An 18,305-nucleotide genomic window follows, 5' to 3' on the forward strand; every position below is an offset into this window, starting at 1 on the left:
GCATTACTGTGGCAAGCTGGTAGATAGCGAAAGATAAGTCTTTCCGAGCGCCCGGTGTTTTCAACTCCTCAGCCAACGCCCGCATTAGTTGCTCATATTTCACGAAGAGCGGTTTGGCGGCCTCCGGCCCGTCTAAATCCCGCATAACTGTGGCGAGATGATAGGTGGCGTCGGCAAAATCCTTGCGGGCAGCCGGTGTCTTTAACTCCTCGGCCAACGCCCGCATCAGTCGCTCATATTTCAAGAACAGCGGTTCGGCAGCCTCCGGTCCGTCTATGTCTCTCGACAAGTTGGCGAGATGAAAGGTGGCATCGGCTAAATCCTTGCGGGCTCCTGGTGTCTTTAACTCCTCGGCCAACGCCCACATTAGTTGCTCATATTTCACGAAGAGCGGTTTGGCGGTTTCCGGTCCATCTGTGTCTCGCGTTACAGTGGCAAGGTGATAAGCGGCGTAGGCTGATTGTTTCCGCGCGTTTGGTGTTTTCAACTCGTCGGCCAATGTCCGCATTAGTCGCTCATATTTCACGAAGAGCGGTTTGGCGGCCTTCGGCCCGTCTGTGTCCCGCATTACTGTGGCAAGCTGGTAGATAGCGAAAGATAAGTCTTTCCGAGCGCCCGGTGTTTTCAACTCCTCAGCCAACGCCCGCATTAGTTGCTCATATTTCACGAAGAGCGGTTTGGCGGCCTCCGGTCCGTCTATGTCTCTCGACAAGTTGGCGAGATGAAAGGTGGCATCGGCTAAATCCTTACGGGCACCCGGTGTGTTTAACTCCTCAGCCAATGCCTTCATCAATTGCTCCACTTCCACAAAAAGTGGTTTGGCGGTTTCCGGTCCATCTGTGTCTCGCGTTACAGTGGCAAGGTGATAAGCGGCGTAGGCTGATTCTTTCAGCGCGTTTGGTGTTTTCAACTCGTCGGCCAATGTCCGCATTAGTTGCTCATACTTCACGAAGAGCGGTTTGGCGGCCTCCGGCCCGTCTGTGTCCCGCATCACTGTGGCAAGCTGAAAGTTTGCATTGGCTAAGTCTCTCCGCACCCCCGGCGTTTTCAACTCTTCAGCCAGCGCTCGCATTAATTGTTCATATTTCACGAAGAGCGGTTTGGCGGCCTCCGGTCCGCCAATGTCTCTCGTCACGTTGGCGAGATGAGCGGTGGCGTTGATTAAGTCAATTTGTGCGTCTGGGGTCTTTAACTCGTCGGCCAATGCTTGCTTCAGTTGCTCGTATTCTACAAAGAGCGGTCGGGCGGTTTCGGGCCCGTCTAAATCATAAGTTACGGTGGCGAGGTGAAAGGTAGCGTCGGCTAAATCCTTACGAGCACCCGGTGTGTTTAACTCCTCAGCCAATGCCTTCATCAATTGCTCCACTTCCACAAAAAGTGGTTTGGCGGTTTCTGGACCATCTGTGTCATGCATAACGGACGCGAGGTGATAAATGGCGAGGGCTAAGTTCTTATTTGCGATAGGGATCTTTAATTCTGAGGCCAAAGTCCGCATCAGTTGCTCATATTGCACGAAGAGCGGCTTGGCAGCCTCCGGGCCATCTGTGTCTCGCGTCAAGGTGGCTAGACGAGAGATGGCGTTGGCTAAGTCCATACGTGCGCTTGGAGTCTTTAATTCCTTCGCTAATGCCAGCATCATTTGCTCATATTTCACGAAAAGCGGCTTGGCGGCCTCCGGTCCGCCAATGTCTCTCGTCACGTTGGCGAGATGAGCGGTAGCGCTGGCTAAGTCCTTGCGTGCGCTAGGAGTCTTTAAGTCTTCAGCTAATATTCGCATCAGTCGCTCTACTTCCACAAAGAGTGGTTTGGCAGCTTCCGATCCATCAATGTCCCGCGTTACGGTGGCGAGGTCAAAGGTGGCGAGGGCTAAGTCCCTTTTCACGCTTGGGCTCTCTATCTCCTCAGCCAATGCCCGCATCAGTTGCTCCACTTCTACAAAGAGCGGTTTGGCAACCTTAGGGCCTTCTGTGACTTGTAATATTCTAGCGAAATCGTTGATGGAGATGGCTAAGTTCTCTATAGCATCAGTCGATTGATACTTATCGGCAATTAATCTAGATTCAGTTAGTGATATTTGTGCATCCTCAGCAGCTTTTAACGCACCACTTAATATATAATTGATTCGAGAACGAAAACGATAATATTTTGTCACATCTATCTGGAGTGCTAAATTTTGCACGTCTACATGCTGAGCTGAAAACATTAGAATAAAGCGATCTACAATCTCTAAGTGTTTATTAGAGACCGAGTGAAAATTTGAGTCTGCATTGAGTATTTTATCCGCTACATCATAAGGCGGAGGGCTATCAACTTCTTTTAATAGAGGCATAACATTAGCCGCAATTGATGCGGCTGCCCGGTTATCTAGTTTTTCATTTGCTCGTTTTATAAGCTCTGCAGCTGCCGCTAAGGCGGCTTGAGGTTCTTCAACAAACGCCATTAATATTTCTAAATCGATGTTCGAAGACTGACATATTGATAAATTGATTTGCTGGCGAGCCTTTGCGAAATACTGATGCGCACTTATTTCATCTATATGGTTTTCCAAATCTTCTATCGCCGCTTCTCTGTATGCCTTTAATCTAAATTCTACACTTTGAATTATTTTTTCATTTTTTTCCGCTTTGCTTTCGGGGAAAGTGGTTGCTGTCTCACTTCGAATACTTGTAAAGCCTAAAGGAGTTTCACTATAAGAAATGGCTTGGCTTGCTTGCGCTATTGCAGCGCTTTCAGCCATTAATTCTGAAATACGAGGAGAGAAGCTCATACCTTGTAGGCTGGATAAGGCCAAAACTTTACGAACGTTTTCAGGAGCTGCTTCAAAGCGATCTAACACAAGATCTGCAAAGTTCATTTCTGCTATGGCTTTTTCACCCTTTAGTGAAAGTGGAAGGCTTTGGTCTCGTTCTTTAAAATATTTTGGGCTGCGATCTAGAAACATCAAAATTTCGTCAAGGAAACGGGGATTACCGTCTGCTTTGTCTAACAAAAGTTCAATTTGGGGAGGAACTAAACCGGAAAAGGCTTTCGAAATGATGTTTTCCAATCCCTTAGCGGAACCTAATAAAATCGGGCTATCACCTTCCGCGCGATCTAACCATTTAGCGGGCGCTAATTGATTCTCTTCGCTGTCGTGCCATTCTTTTTCCCAGCAAGTAATAATTAATAGTAGAGGCCAGTTTTCTTGCTTGGCAGTCACGATAAGTTGTTCAAAAAACGCTAAGGTACTTTGATCTTGACTCAGCCATTGGGCGTCATCCAATAGCAAAACTAGGGGTATCTTTGGTAGGTTCTTTGACGGGGGACAAGCCAATAGACGTAGGTCCGAGATTATAGTCTCACTTAGTTCGTCATTCATATTCTGATTAGTTTGATTCGGCGTTACAGTTTTTTCTTCTAAAGTCACTCTCTCTTTGTGTATATTATAAAATGCAATGCCAGATTCTATTATGGTTTTTCCTGCACCTAGTAATCCAAATGTTACAATATTTCCTAAAACATCAAACCCCAATGATGTGGCACCTTTTGCACCTTCTTTTAATGCCTTGAATTTTATAGCACGTTTTTCAACCTCCTTTTGATACTGTGCCAAATGAGGTTTTAGGGAGCTAATTGCGGGCCAAAGTGCTCCAGATATGATCTCGTTGCGAGCTCCTGGATCTGGAATTCGTAGCCCCCACCACAAATAGGGCATAACTAATTTGCGTTGTCCGCAGTTTTCGGCCGGAGGATTTACTGTAAGATTATTTTCAATTCTCTCAAGCAAATCGGGCCAATAACCTGCTTCACCAGCTGGATCACGATTTACTGAAAGCCAATTGTATAATTCTTGCGCTAGTCTAGTTTTTCCAAAGCCGGTTTCAGCCACTATTGGCACGATTTGAACATTGCCCTTAAAAGCTTTGTCATATGCCGCGATAAGTTGGGAGAGTTCTTTTTTGCGCCCAACAAATAATTTAGACCACCGCATTCCTGCACTCCAAGATATTTTATCGTCAAAGAGATAGCTAATACAAAACCAAGATAATCGTTCTAACATTCCCTGTATATTTATTAGCCTACACGTTCGACCTTTAGTTTGCTATACATCTTCAAATTTCTAGCAGTGTCTCCTTATTAAAGCCTCTACGTTTTGAAACGTATGGTATTCGGATAGTTCAACATGTACACGCAAGCCATAACGCGATGTCTTTCAATAATGCAAAGCGACCCCATCGCATCTGCAAATTTTACACCTGTCACCTAAAGTGAGCAGAACATCTCCTGGCAGAAATGAAAAGGCGCATTATCAGCAGCTTGAAGATGCCCAGAAAAATGGGGGCTTACCACTTTCTTTATTCGTGTTGTACCAAAATTGTCTTACTTATAGAGTGATGAGGGCCTATAGCTTTTCCGGGTTTTATTGACCACTACACAGTGCTTGATAGTGGATTTGACTAATTCGCTGATTATGGATGCTACTAACTTAGTGGAAGTTCACATTTAACGAACGAGGCTGATTTAAACCAGCCTCGATTATTATTTAGAGTCTACCTTTCAACCCTGATTTTTGCATTTATGTCCGCTTGAAGAGGTATTTCTATTATCCCATCCTGGCTCCTGAAATCTGCCTTTATACGTTTACCGTTGATAAAAACTTGCTTCGGTTTTTTATCAGAGATAATTTCAAGAACACTCTTGTAGGACAACGCTGGAACAGAGAGCTCAATATGCTGTTCCTTCACGCTCAAGCCTATTCTTTTCTTATTTCCACTTTCAACATCGATATAGTCAAGTTCAGAAGATTCTCCTACATCTCCGGGAAATGCGTGGATAGTTAAGACCGTTTCATCTTTGTTCCAATGCTTAGTGTTACCCAAAGCAAAATTACCAGTAACGAACAGGCTGTTTTCTTTAACGAACCTGGGAATTACATCTATTGGCGCATCGACTGTTATCGTTTGCTTTCCTTGGTAACGGACTTTAGGTTGATCGTATGCACGCCACTTACCAGCTGGTAAATAAACATCTCTTTTTGATGCAGAAGTGAATACAGGAGCCACAAGGATTGCTTGCCCCAAGTAAAATTCATCCCACATATCATAGGTCTTTTCATCATCTAAGTGACGATAGGAAAGAGGCTGCATCATAGTGCCGAGATTTGAAGAATCATTTGCCAATGTGTTCAGATACGGCAACAGTTTCATCCTGTCAGCTAAAATATTTCTCAACTGGCTCTGAACATCTTCGTTATACTGCCATGGCATTCTGTCCTTCCCTTCGCCACCAGCGCCATCCAGCTTTATCTCAAATAGACCACTCATACTTCCGGCTTGCATCCATCGAATATACAAATCTGCCGGAATAAACCCTTCCCCTTGATAGCCTCCGACATCAGTACCCCATACAGGAAACCCCATAAATGCGCTTCTTGCAGCGTTAGCATAGTTAGCCTGAAAGCCGTCCCACGTTGTTCTCGGATCTCCCGCCCAAATTGCACTTACGAATGGCTGAGTTTTGTGGATAGCAGATCTCACGAACGTAACTTGGTCGCTTCCCCATTTTTCTCGAAGGGCATCGTCGTGAACTTTACTCATAAGGTAAGCATAGTAATTGCGTCTGAATGCGGGTTTTACTTTCTCATCATGCCAGCTTTCATAGACTGGAAAGCCTTCATCTGCCCGGTCAATCTTGTGTCCTTTTACACCATAAGATAATTGCTTAGATGTCAGTTCTTTTTTAAACTCATTTACAGTATCTGGATCACTGAGGTCTGCATAAGAAAAGCTGCCGGCCAGATGCTTAGGCAATGGCGACGCACCAAAGTAAGCGGGCGTGGTCCATGTCATAAACTCGAGATTAAAATGTTCATTAATTTCGTTTATCCATGACTCTGGATCCTTAAAAATAGGGCTAAAATTCATATCCGACCACCCATGAACACCATCACTATATGGTCTATCAATAAACCATGATGTGAATGCCATTCTTAAGCTCGTTAGTTTTTCAATATCATCCAGAACTTCTGCAGCACCGCCATCATTTTGATCCCTCCAGCCTATAGGGCCGAGTCCCCAAAGCGGAACCGATTTAGGCTCTCCAATTAACGAAAAATATGATCGATGGATCTCAGTACCATCCTTACCAGGAAATATGTACCAATCCAGCGTTCCCGTATCATGATGGATTTGATGTTTCCCATTAATAGCTATTTGGTACTTTCCTCTCGCGAAAGTATCAAAAAAGGCACCGTAGCCCTTGCTATTCATAAAGAATGCCGAATAGGCAGAGGCGAAATTCTCATGAATACTTGCTTCTTCTGCTTTAACTTCTAAATCAATAAATGAGTTCCTCAGATCTGGGGATAAACGGTTATCTGGCTGAAGAGCCTCTGTTAAACCAAATACATGACCTCCCAGATCTTTCATTTTTATAGTAATCTGGTTTCCCCACTCAGGAGCAGCAAAGAATCTGAATCCTCCATCTGCCTTACTCACCAATAGCTCTGCTTTTCGTTCTTCTTCATCACTTGCCGTACGATAGAACTCAGTACTAGGTGGTAATAGCGCAATCAAAGTTACTTCCGAATCATTTTTCGAAACGATTTTCCACTCCGTTGCTGATTTGTAATTGAAGTTAATCTCCTCTATCTGCGCTATTTTTTTATCCGCGCTAAAAATTGAGATCGCGAGTTGGCTACCCTGCGCGTCGATTGACAGTGTATTCGTTCCATATGAAATCTTGGCAGATTCAGCTAGCGCACAAGCGCTAAATACACCAAAACCTATGAGTAGAAGACCTGACTTAGCAAATTTGGTTTGAAACCGGGCAAGCATATAACTGTCCTTTAAAGTGTCTGTATCAGTTTGAAAAAACTTGTACATTTTTAGAAACCTTCTGCGCGGACTGTCCATTTTCCGTCTGATGGAAAACCCAGAGAAGGAGAGTCTTCATTTGTTGTTGCCATTAGCGCTGCAGCTGAAAGTAATGCGCCGTTTGCTGGCAAGTAAACAGGAAGCCCGACTTTCTTTTGTGGACAGTGGCCATTGTTGAGATATGTATTATTGTGAGCATCCATCAGTATTGCATCGACAGCGACTTGTGGCGCATTAAGTCTGGTAGCGGTCATCGCAATCATTGGGTAGTCCCAACCCCAAATACGCGTTTCGAAATCCCAATCTTCAATGACTGCATGAAGTGTATTCTTCATCACCGTTTTATTAACGGTCTTATCTTGCAACACTCCTAATGAACCCAACATTGCAGGATGATCATTTCGACTTTCTATGTTGGTAAATGTATCCGGGATAGACTCTATTGCTACATATTTGCCTTCGAAGACTGGTAACTTGGCGAGCATACTTAGTTGCTCGTCCCACTTACGATTTCTTTCTAACCCTGACCGTTCTCGCCATTTTTGAGCAATCTCTAATCCTTCTCGCCAATAACTCAATTCAAAGGTAGGATTTTCTGACTCTGTAACATCGTAGTGCTCTTGAGCAATCCAGATTGGTGGCTTCAGCGAGTATCTATTATTACTCTCCTCCCAAATTAACATTGATGAGAGAGCTAAGGCTGTTTGTTCTACAAGCTCTTTATATTCTTCTAGTACAGTCTCGTTATCACCAGCTTTATATAGTAACTCTGCGAGTAAAATCGGTTGTGGCTGGTTCCAGATTATAAGTGGATTACCACCAGGGCTCTCCCGACCATCAGGCCCGATCATCTTCGACCAGCGTGCCCCATCAAGTTTCAAATTAGTTGCGGTCTCTTTTGCGTGAGATAAATTACTGTTGTACCAGGATAAGACTTTTCTCAACGGTTCTGGTCTATTCCATAATGGCCAGTGTGCAGAATGCCACCACGACATTTCTGTATGAAATTTTCCGTACCACGAGCTTGAAGTCAGGCCAGTCTCTTGTGCTGGTATCTCTGCTCTTTCTTGAATGGCCATAAGATACTGGCTCAAAACGATTCGTCGCTCTAACTCAATAGCCTGTTTGGATTCACTGCCGGTAAAGTCGATAGCTGCACCGCTGTTCCAATAGTCATGCCAGTAAGCTGCGACATTAGTTTTCAGCTTTCTGAAATTGAGTATTTCATTAGAAAAGTTGTTTTCCTCGCTGAACTCTATTGAAAAATCGAATCGTGCGTCATGACTAATATTATCTACCTTAAGAACATAGTTGTGCTCGCTACTCTTCTCAATACGAGCGTTTTTAGACCACTGAACTTTTACCCAATGGCGATGGTCATCTATTTGCCGTTCGAATACCACGCCATGTTCAGATTGAGAGATAATTGTTGTTAAATGCTCATGAGGGTTTTCATAATCAATGGCGGGAGTGTTTTTCACATTCATGTCGTACCCTCGTGGAAACGTTAAAGAAAAGCTCAACGATTGATTCTCCAATAGAGAAGATTCAATTGAATATGCAACTTTATCCGTAGCGTTATCGACGACAGTTTCTACATTAACCTCGATTGAGTTAACTAAGAAATGACTTGATAAGAGACCTCGCCACATATCAAGAGTCTGGTGCGGCATTTTGAGGACTGCTTTGTCTATTCTTTTTCCATCGACGTTTAAAGCAACGTTTGCAAGTGGTAAATCATGCGGATTCTGCCTTAACCATTGACCAGCCTCACCTGAATCATCTGTCGGGAAGAAGACATCTTCCTCGCCCCATTTGTAAGATACATTTGTATCCGACAGCGAAAAAGGTTCACTACTCACTCTGGAATGCCAAGCCCAACGAGCCTTTGTTTCAAGAGGAATACCTTCTTTATGGTATAAATCTCCAAAGGATTGGAAACCGGTAACGTCTGACGTATAGGTGAATTGCCCGTTTCCCAAAGAAAACGGACTATTTGCGTCAATTGAACTTACCGACGGGTTATGTCGTGTAATAAGTGCCTTTCTATCTATAGCAGCAGGTACAAGATTTTTTAATCCATTCTGACTATTTTCCGAGGATGAGCATCCTGCAAGAACCAGTAATGCTCCTAGCATACTAATTCTAAATCTTAGGAAATCTGTATTTTTGAACATAACTACTCCGCTAGTCATTAAGCCTAAACCAATCAAAATCAGCATACCCTTGACTTTCCTGTACGCTCGAAGAAAGTGCGAACACACCAATTTTTGCTCCAATCCAGACGCCTTGTTCAGCTTGTAACGTTGAACCAATTGAAACGTAATGTTCATTATCCAAACTATAAGAAAACTGATATAAACCGGTGGCATCGACTTTGGTTCGTAAGTAGATGGGTCTTGATGAATCTTTGATGGCCACAGATTCAATAAGCTCAGTCGCATCATCATATTGTTCGTAATGACCTTTGAATGCCCCTAGGAATACCTTGTTGTTATTAAGAAACATCGCGAGGTAGCCCCAGGATTTTCCATTGACCACTAAACCAGCTTTGTCGCTTTCGTCGTCCGGAGAAAATGTCATTCTGGTTGTTGCGGTGAAACCAGGAGAAGAGAACTTCTGAAGTAACTGATTACCAACAAATCTTAAGTTGCCGTTCTGTGTAAGATTTTGGACCGTGCGAAGGCGAAGGTGTCCAGGTTTTTCGTCATTAAGCGAATACCAGTGACTCTTCGGGTTTGCATGCCATTGCCATTGCAAACCCAAATTGGACGTATTAAATTCGTCAGATGTTTGAGGTATTATAATATCGTGTGTTTGTCCAATGTCCGGCTTGGTATAGGTATCTACAGGTTCACCGATACCATCGCCATTTTGGTCAATACCAATAAATGGCCATCCATCTTTCCAACCCGCGGGTTGAAGGTGAACAACCCTTCCATATATGCCTTTTTCCTGAAAGTGCAGGAACCACCATTCACCAGAGTCCAGGTGAACAAGCCCTCCCTGATGAGGCCCATTAATATCGGTGTTGCCCTGATGAAGGATTATTTTATCTTCATAAGGTCCGAAGATATGCTCGGACCGCAGGACGGCTTGCCAGCCATCTCTCACTCCACCTGCTGGTGCAAATATGTAGTAGTAACCATCTCTTTTGAGAACCTTAGGTCCCTCAATGACGGGTTGCCTTTCCAAATTTTTATAGATGACTTCCCCGTCTGACAGTAACCTTTTTCCATCTTCACTCATTCTGTGGATGTATAAAATGTCTGCTCTGACTTTGCCTCTAATTAGATATGCTTTTCCGTCATCGTCCCAAAATGGTGTAGGATCTTCCCACAATTCAACTTCCGCTATCTGCTCTACAGTCCAATCGCCATCAGGAGTTTCCGCTGTAGCAACGAACAAACCGGTTTCAGGTGTACAGAAATAGACGTAGAAAAGTCCATCATGATATCTGATCGAGGGAGCCCATGACCCATTTCCGTGTGAAGGCTTATTAAATTTCTCGAATGGTAAAGCGTCATACACGTGCCCGACAATTTCCCAATTTACTAAATCTTTCGAGTGAAGAATCGGGATTCCGGGCATGACGTTAAAACTGGAAGAAACCATATAAAAATCATCATCAACCTTTATAACATCCGGGTCAGAATAATCTGCATGTAAAACTGGGTTTTTGTACTCTCCATTACCGAGGTCAGGTTGCCATCCGTCAGCTGCAACTGTGCAGTGAAACATGACTTGTACAATCAATGGAATGAATATAAAGCAACTTATTTTATTAAACTTTAGTGAAACGTTATCTCTCATTTTGCACTCTACTTTTTCCTTTACATAAAACATGCTTGAACAAAAAATCAAATTCAATCAATTTCTTTTATTTTTTGTTATGTTTTTTACATTTCATTTAACTAAATTTGTTTTTACTTTTTTGTACGATCGAAAATGTAACCGATAACATCAATGAGAGATCAATGTCCATCATTTTTCTTTATGTCTAAAAAAATGTTTTAAATCATATATCTTTGTGAATTTGTCACTTCGCCATCCCCATTTCAAAATGCTTTAAATATCGCATGCCAATCATTTTCTCTCTATATTGCTTCTTATACTTTAGTTGTGTATTTATTGTAAAAATAATGAGCTGGATTAGATTTTTCTCTACACAAAACTGAGAAAAAGTGCTCGCAAAAGACCGGAAACGAATTTTTTAGCGCTTTTTAAGAGCGTATTTTATTGGAATTGATTGATATAATATTCAGGAGAAAACATATGCATCGAGTTAATGTTCGAAGATTTACTTCACGGCTCGCCCCCCTTTCCATTTCCATAGGCTTCATTCTGGCTTCAGGAAACATTTATTCCCAGGAAACCGCTGATACAACTAAAGACGAGTCAGAGATCGAAGTGGAAAAAATAAGAGTTACCGGTTCGAGATTAGCTCCACGCGGTATGGACTCACCGACACCTGTGTCAATTATTGGTGAAGAGGAAGTAGAACTTTCAGGGACACAAAATGTCGAGCAACTGATGCTAGACAACCCTCAGTTTTCAGGCAACCAATTTGAAGGTCCGAAATCGAATACTGTGCAAGCAGGTCAACCGGTTGGTGTCTCAACATTGAATTTAAGAAATTTCGGAGCGTCCAGAAACCTTGTCTTGGTCAACGGTCGACGATTTGCTATTTCTGGTCCAGCCATGACGACTGACATTAATACAATTCCTGCAGCACTCATTAAACGAACGGAGGTTGTGACCGGCGGCTCTTCAGCGGTGTACGGTTCAGATGCAATCACTGGGGTTGTTAACTTCATTATGCGTGATGACTTTGAAGGAATAGAGCTTGATGTTCAGGGAACCTGGGATCAGCACACTTCAACACCTTTCTATAATGCAGACCTCACTTTTGGTGGAAATTTTGATGATGGGAAAGGAAATCTGACTGTTTCATTAGGTTATATGAGCCGCGAAGGATTCACTGCCGCTGAAAGGGGCGGATTCGCAAGCAATTCGCTTAGTGATGGTTGTGTAACGCCTGAATCATATCGAAGTGATGGACCTGGTTCACCTCTCAATGTTCCTTCTGGGCAATCATGTGGTCAAGCTGGGGGAATAATGGGATTCATAACAGGTGGATCTAGTGCTGTTCCAAATGGAAGGATTGGTAATATACCACTGTATGGCTCCTCTCAATCTGACGCACAATTTGACCAGGCGCTTATAGCTGCGGGCTTGCAAAATATGGGTTCACTTGGCGCAATATTCAACGATCAAGGAAATCAACTAAGACCTTTTGTTTCTCCTGATGATAGGTTCGATTTGGGCCCTGACTCCTATCTAATGACGCCTCAGGAGAGGTGGATGGCAAATGTCTTCGGCAGTTACCAGCTATCTGAAAATTCCACCGGTTACCTTGAAGTTCATTTTAGTAACAATGATTCAACTGTTCAGATCTCTCCAACAAACGTTAACACGAACTTTCTTATCGAAACTGACAACCCGTTTGTAAGCAATGAAGTTCAGAATTTGCTTACTCTGATGGATCAACGAGAAGCTGCATCATCGACAATCAATGTTGGAAGTGCCACCTATTCGACAACTCCCAATGACGGTTTGGCAATTATTAACTATGGTCGTAGATTTAGCGACCTAAACAGACGTGTGGCTGATGCTGACCACCAGGTCTTTCGAACCGTTCTTGGTGTGAAAGGCTACTTGGAGGACGTATCCAGTGACTTTTTATATGATTTATCTTACGACGTTTATTACAGCTATGCACAAACGTCAGAAACAGATATACAAACAGGCTCTGTTTCCTTGAGCCGAGTTCAAAGTTCACTTTTATCATCCGGTAATAATTCCCCACTTTTAAATCTATTTGGAAACGGTAATATTTCAAGCGAGGCAGCAGAATTTATAAGCATTGGTGCAGTGTCAAAGATTGAGGCTCAGCAAGAGGTTGCTGTAGCAACCATATCAGGTGCTGCATTTGATATGGCAGCAGGACCAGTTGATTTTGCATTGGGTTTTGAATGGAGACACGCTAGCGCAGCTTATGTTCCAGACTCTTTTCTCAGTTCAGGGGATGTTTCAGGTTGGAACTCAGCCAGGCCTACTAGTGGTAGTCAGTCAGTAACAGAGTTTTTCGGAGAGATTCGTGTACCTCTTTTGGCCGACATGCTTGCAATAAAACAATTAGATTTGAACGCAGCATTTCGCTACTCGGACTACAGCATAGGAAGTGATGATGCTGTCTGGACCTACTCATCAGGCATTGAATGGGCTGTAAATGATGACCTGTCATTTCGAGGACAATTTCAGCATGCTATACGCGCACCAAATATAGGTGAGTTATTCGGAGGACAAGGATCGGATGGTCCTACAGCAATCGATCCATGTGGCTCAAGTCAGCCATCAAGTGGACAAACCCAGTCAGTTCGAGATCTCTGTATAGCTACAGGTGTTCCTTCAGACGCTGTGTTTACTGATGCAGTGCAACCGTCACCATTTCTTCGACAAATTCGCGGCGGAAATCCAGAGTTAAATCCTGAAGAGTCAGACACAACTACCCTTGGTGTTATATACCAGCCCAGCCAGATAGAAGGGTTGGCACTATCTTTAGACTACTTCAATATCACTCTTGATGATGCCATCGCACCACTTGGTGGCGGAGGAATTCAGAATGTTTTGGATTTGTGCTACTCCACATTGCAAAATTCTGAAAGCATTTATTGTCAGGCTATAAATCGAGACCCACTAACAGGCCAGATAGCCGCTCCCACATATGTTTTTACAGCAAACGCTAATATTGGTGGTATTGAGACAACGGGCTTCGATTTTAATGCTTCATATAGCTTTGAATCTCAATTCGGCTTGTTTGCGAGTGGTAGTCGCTGGACTATTAATACTTCATGGACCTACACAGAAGATTTCACAACTACACCCATACAAGAATTACCCGGTCTTACCAACGAGTGCGTTGGAACATGGGGAGGTACATGTGGTCAACCCTTACCTGAATGGAAGGGAACTACGAGAGTTACATGGCAAACCGGTGATGCAACGCTTTCCTTACGTGCTCGATATATTGATGAACTAACAACAGATCGAATCGTTGTACCGCAGGGCCGTGGTGAAACACCGCCTGATGCGAGCTCATTTACGTCACCAACCATTGACAGCTATGTATATTTTGATCTAACTGGCGGTTACCGTTTCTCTGAGGAACTAGAAATTACGCTTGGTATACGAAACCTCTTAAGTGAAGAGCCGCCGGTACTAGGTGATCTCAACTTGGGAGGAGCAAACACCATTCCTGCAACTTACGATATACAAGGGCGTGTTATGTTCGCAGCCCTCAAAGCTAAATTTTGAATTAGTCAGGCAGTGCGGTTTTCGTACTGCCTGTTATTCTTCTGAGGGGACTAATATTGTGATTAGCAGACGTACTTTTATCGGAATGAGCTGCGCTCTCTGTGCCTGTAGTGTGTTACCACGTGCAAATGCTGCTTCAAGTGCTGACCCATGGCAAAGAGCAAATGAAATAAAAGCGAGGGTTGGAGGTGTGAAACCATTAGAAAACTCTTTCAACATCGAATCTTTCGGCGCGAAATCAGGAGGTGATTTTGATAACTCCTTGGTTTTCAAAAAAGTGATACAAGCATGTCATGATGCTGGTGGTGGTAGAGTAATCGTTCCGCCCGGAGACTATTTAACCGGGGCAATAGAACTTCTGTCAAACGTTACTCTGCAACTTTTGAAAGGCGCGATTCTTCGTTTTAGTACTCAAGCCACAGACTACCCAATTGTATTAACGAGATATGAAGGTGTGGAACTCTATAACTTTTCTCCTCTTATCTATGCAAAAGAAGCTAAAAATATAGCAGTTAAGGGGGAAGGTATTCTTGACGGGCAGGCATCTAATGATAATTGGTGGTCTTGGTGTGGCTCTCCGAAGTTTGGCTGGGAAGAAGGAATGCCACAGCAACATCAAGATAGAATGGCTTTATTTAAATTAGCAGAAGAAAATGTGCCAGTTAGCAATAGAATTTTTGGGCGAGGGCACTACCTGAGGCCAAGTTTTATTGAATTTTATCGATGTGAAAATGTAGAGATAAGTGGGATCGAGCTTAAAGATGCGCCGTTTTGGAATATTCACCCAGTCTTAAGTGAAAACATACTAATAAAAAATGTTACTGTTCGAGGCAAAGGCCCAAACAACGATGGCTGTAACCCTGAGTCGTGCAAAGATGTCGTAATTGAAAATTGCTTTTTCGATACGGGAGATGACTGCATTGCAATAAAATCAGGCCGAAATGCTGACGGCAGGAGAATCAACGTTCCATCTCAGAATATTTTAGTCGAGAAATGTACTATGAGAGATGGACATGGAGGGCTCGTTGTAGGCAGTGAGATATCGGGAGGAGTAAATCACGTATATATACAAGACTGTGAAATGAGCAGTCCAGAACTCTGGTACGCACTCAGATTTAAAAGTAATGCTATGCGTGGAGGTGATATTCATTCAATTTTTGCAAGAAGAATCAAGGTTGGGCAAGTCAAATATTCAGTGGTGATGTGTAACTTTCAATATGAAGAAGCAGAAAATGGGAGTTACCCCCCTACACTTCATAAACTTAACTTCACTAATTTAGAGGTGCTTAAAGCTCATCGAATAATTGAGGCTCGGGGCTTACCAAATGCATTAATTGGTACCGTTAGTATAACTCGAAGTAAATTTTACGGTGTAACCGAAGAAAATATAACCGAACATGTCAGTAATTTGGTTCTTGAAGCCAATGAAATCTTCACAGATAGTAAACTGTAAGAGCAGGTCTGAGCTAGTACAACTTAGCCCCTACTCACCACGGCATGAAACTTTTTCAGAAAGGATTTCATTTGAGTCGCCAAATCGCTCTAGCCTTCCCTCCACTCCTGCAACCCACGCGTTGAGAGCTGCGTTACCACGATCATCAGGTAAGGAGTCTTGAATCGCCGCTGATTACCTTTTGTATTGCCATGGTGAATTCGTCCAATTCTCTAACTCTAGAAACTGATAAATGAATAGAACAATAATCTGTGAAGTACATTGAAATAGTGTACTTTGAGTACACTATTCTGATTAAACTTTTTTGATGTACTAAACCAAAGTTTGGAAAACGCCCGAAATTCGCTCTTTTCGGAGATTAACTTGTTGCGGACAGTCTGATTTGGTTGAACTCAAAATCCTAAACTGTCAGATCGTGTATGAGTCAGAACAACTTATACTGTAAGTATCCCTTGGTAATCACACTAAATTATTCACAGTTGTACAAACTAGGCTCTGTTGTACTTCTGTGTTGTTAATAAAACAAAAAGGTTGCAAGAGCATAGGCTGAACTCCATCAAAGGAAAAATGGATAAATGATACGTTATGTCATACTATATATATAAAGTATGACATAACGTATCATTTAGTATGAGTCCATCACATCTAGAAAAGTTAAAAAAACTATCCATATTTACTACCTCAGACGCTGCGAAATTAAATATAACACGCGCTTCCCTGTCTCGCGCCGTGGTAAAGGGCCAGATAGAAAAACTACAGAGAGGACTCTACGGTTATATAGGTCGAGAAGAGTCTGAGATGCAGTCTTTTGCAGAAGTTAGCGCCAGATCGAAAAATGGTGTTATCTGCCTTCTGTCGGCTCTTAGATACCACAACCTCACCACCCAAGCTCCTTTTCAGGTATGGCTCTGCATCAAAAAAGGCGATAGAGCGCCTAATATTGACTACCCAAGCATTCAGATTGTTCGAAGCAGAGAGACTGAGGATTTTGGAGTTATCTCAACACTAGTTGATGGTGTCCCTGTTTTGGTTACGGACATTGAGCGGACGGTTGTTGATTGCTTTAAGTTCCGTAACAAGATCGGTATTGGTGTTGCGATTGAAGCACTTACAGAAGCAAAACGAGCCAATAAACTAGAACAGGGAAAGCTATGGGAGTATGCTAAGCGTTACAGAATGACAAATATAATGATGCCCTACATGGAGGCGCTAAGTTCCAAGAACCATGGCTACTCGCAACGAACATCCCCGCAGAATCACTGACCTCAAAGAGACTCGTGAACCTCTATGCCAAGCGAATGCAGATAGAAGAAAGCTTCCGGGATATTAAAAGCCCTCAGTACGGGCTGGGTGTTCGTCACAGCAGAACACGCTGTCCCAAACGATTCGATGTGCTGTTGCTTATTGCGATGCCCGCCGAATGGCTGCTCAGGCTGATCGGAATCATCGCTTACAAGCACAATCGGCAGCGTGCTTTTCAGGCCAACACTATCCGGAATCGTCCGGTGCTATCACTAACCAGTCTCGGGCGGGAAGTTCGAAAACCCCGACGAGATTACCCCGTTTCAATCTCTGAAATTCAGTGGGCTATCACTCAATACATCCGGAAAGTCCACGTTACCGGTGTTCCTTTTGTCGTTACCATAGAGTATCCAAAGAGATATTTAAATGATTTTCAGCTGAGAGGCGTTTAGGGAACGAGGGGCGATTCATTTTGAGTGAATAACGGAAAAACAAACTTAGCCCCATCGCGCTTATTTTCCACAGTAGTTAGAGAAACTCATTCAGCTGTTAGAGTCTGGCAATGCTGTCGTTATTTAGGTTGGTGCGCTTCCCTCTTTTGATCTGTATAGCATGCATGCCTACGCCCCTCGGGCCTTTAACATCCGCTCTGAAATTGTCACCAACAAATAGTGCATCACTGGGTTTCAGACCTAGCTCATCCAGCGCCGAATAGTAGATTTCAGGCTCAGGCTTTATATAGCCCGCATCACAGGAAAATACGACTGAATCGAATAGAGACATTAGGCCGGTGCGTTCGACAGAGGGTATATAAATCGAAGCAATATTGGAGACCAGCCCCAGCATAACACCACGGGACTTCAGTGCATTTAACTCTGGAACGACATCGTCGTAAAGTTTCAATGAAGCTAAATCATGTAATAAGTGTTTTTCAAGAGAAGTCTGGTCAAAAGACTCTTCCGCGCAGACATCCAACGCGTATTCTTGCAAGGTGGGATAATTTCTCGTTAAAGACAACTGCAAGGCGTGTCTAACTGACATTTTAGTCGATTTCTTTGCCAGCCGATAAAATGGACGACTGTCAGTTTGTAGAAAAACCAGGGTATTGAAGAGATCAAAAATCACTGCCTGCACTTCAGTCCCTTTTAGAATTGTTATTTCTTTTTGTAGTATGAAAAGAGGAAGCCAATCAGCGTTAGCCCGCCAACTGCAACGAACAAACCAATAATCTGTATAGTATTCATTGTTTAAAAAACCTTCTGAGCGAAATTAATTATATCGAATTCGTAACAATTAACGCTCTTTATTCTTCATAAGCTGCAAATAGGCAATGTGAGCACCCCCCACAACTGTTCCAACAATGACCAACGAAATACCGC

The 18,305-nt window shown here is 43.2% G+C and carries 8 protein-coding genes and 1 pseudogene; 4 read left to right on the forward strand and 5 right to left on the reverse strand.

Annotation, left to right across the window (positions count from 1 at the left end; all coding sequences use genetic code 11):
* From J3369_RS10270 to J3369_RS10285, 4 genes are all read right to left on the reverse strand, one after another.
* Nucleotides 1-3,970 (reverse strand): ATP-binding protein (locus J3369_RS10270; protein ID WP_349586397.1); only part of this gene is annotated, 3,970 nt, incomplete at its 3' end.
* Between the two features lie 559 nt (nucleotides 3,971-4,529).
* Nucleotides 4,530-6,863, reverse strand: a complete 2,334-nt coding sequence (locus J3369_RS10275; RefSeq protein WP_349586400.1) for a TIM-barrel domain-containing protein — start codon at nucleotides 6,861-6,863, stop codon at nucleotides 4,530-4,532.
* 2 nt (nucleotides 6,864-6,865) lie between these two features.
* On the reverse strand, nucleotides 6,866-9,076 hold the full coding sequence (locus tag J3369_RS10280; protein ID WP_349586402.1) for a hypothetical protein: 2,211 nt from the start codon (nucleotides 9,074-9,076) through the stop codon (nucleotides 6,866-6,868).
* Entirely contained in the window at nucleotides 9,042-10,724 is a 1,683-nt protein-coding gene (locus tag J3369_RS10285; RefSeq protein WP_349586404.1) for a glycoside hydrolase family 43 protein, read from the reverse strand. The genes J3369_RS10280 and J3369_RS10285 overlap by 35 nt, the downstream gene beginning before the upstream one ends.
* Nucleotides 10,725-11,093: 369 nt before the next feature.
* On the opposite strand from J3369_RS10285, the gene J3369_RS10290 reads away from it, so the two are divergent.
* The 4 genes and pseudogenes from J3369_RS10290 to J3369_RS10305 form a co-directional block, all read left to right on the forward strand.
* Entirely contained in the window at nucleotides 11,094-14,231 is a 3,138-nt protein-coding gene (locus J3369_RS10290; RefSeq protein WP_349586407.1) for a TonB-dependent receptor domain-containing protein, read from the forward strand.
* Nucleotides 14,232-14,343: 112 nt separating this feature from the next.
* Nucleotides 14,344-15,684: a glycoside hydrolase family 28 protein gene (locus J3369_RS10295; protein WP_349586410.1), complete on the forward strand. Its 1,341-nt coding sequence runs from the start codon at nucleotides 14,344-14,346 to the stop codon at nucleotides 15,682-15,684.
* 630 nt (nucleotides 15,685-16,314) lie between these two features.
* Entirely contained in the window at nucleotides 16,315-16,947 is a 633-nt protein-coding gene (locus tag J3369_RS10300) for a type IV toxin-antitoxin system AbiEi family antitoxin domain-containing protein (RefSeq protein WP_349586412.1), read from the forward strand.
* Nucleotides 16,857-17,378 (forward strand): annotated as a pseudogene (locus tag J3369_RS10305) (transposase); the annotation flags it as partial. The gene J3369_RS10300 and the pseudogene J3369_RS10305, both read left to right, overlap by 91 nt.
* 97 nt (nucleotides 17,379-17,475) lie before the next feature.
* Here the strand turns inward: J3369_RS10305 and J3369_RS10310 are convergent.
* Nucleotides 17,476-18,060 carry an HAD family hydrolase gene (locus J3369_RS10310; protein WP_349586415.1) on the reverse strand — a complete coding sequence of 195 codons (585 nt, stop codon included), beginning with the start codon at nucleotides 18,058-18,060 and terminating at the stop codon, nucleotides 17,476-17,478.
* Between the last annotated feature and the right edge of the window lie 245 nt (nucleotides 18,061-18,305).

The organism is Alteromonas sp. NFXS44 (assembly GCF_040148705.1).
Taxonomy (GTDB): Bacteria; Pseudomonadota; Gammaproteobacteria; order Enterobacterales; family Alteromonadaceae; genus Alteromonas.

Coding starts and splice junctions, on each gene's coding strand:
- J3369_RS10300 (WP_349586412.1), top strand. CDS start 16,315: ATGAGTCCATCACATCTAGAAAAGTTAAAAAAACTATCCATATTTACT.
- J3369_RS10280 (WP_349586402.1), bottom strand. CDS start 9,076: ATGCTGATTTTGATTGGTTTAGGCTTAATGACTAGCGGAGTAGTTATG.
- J3369_RS10275 (WP_349586400.1), bottom strand. CDS start 6,863: ATGTACAAGTTTTTTCAAACTGATACAGACACTTTAAAGGACAGTTAT.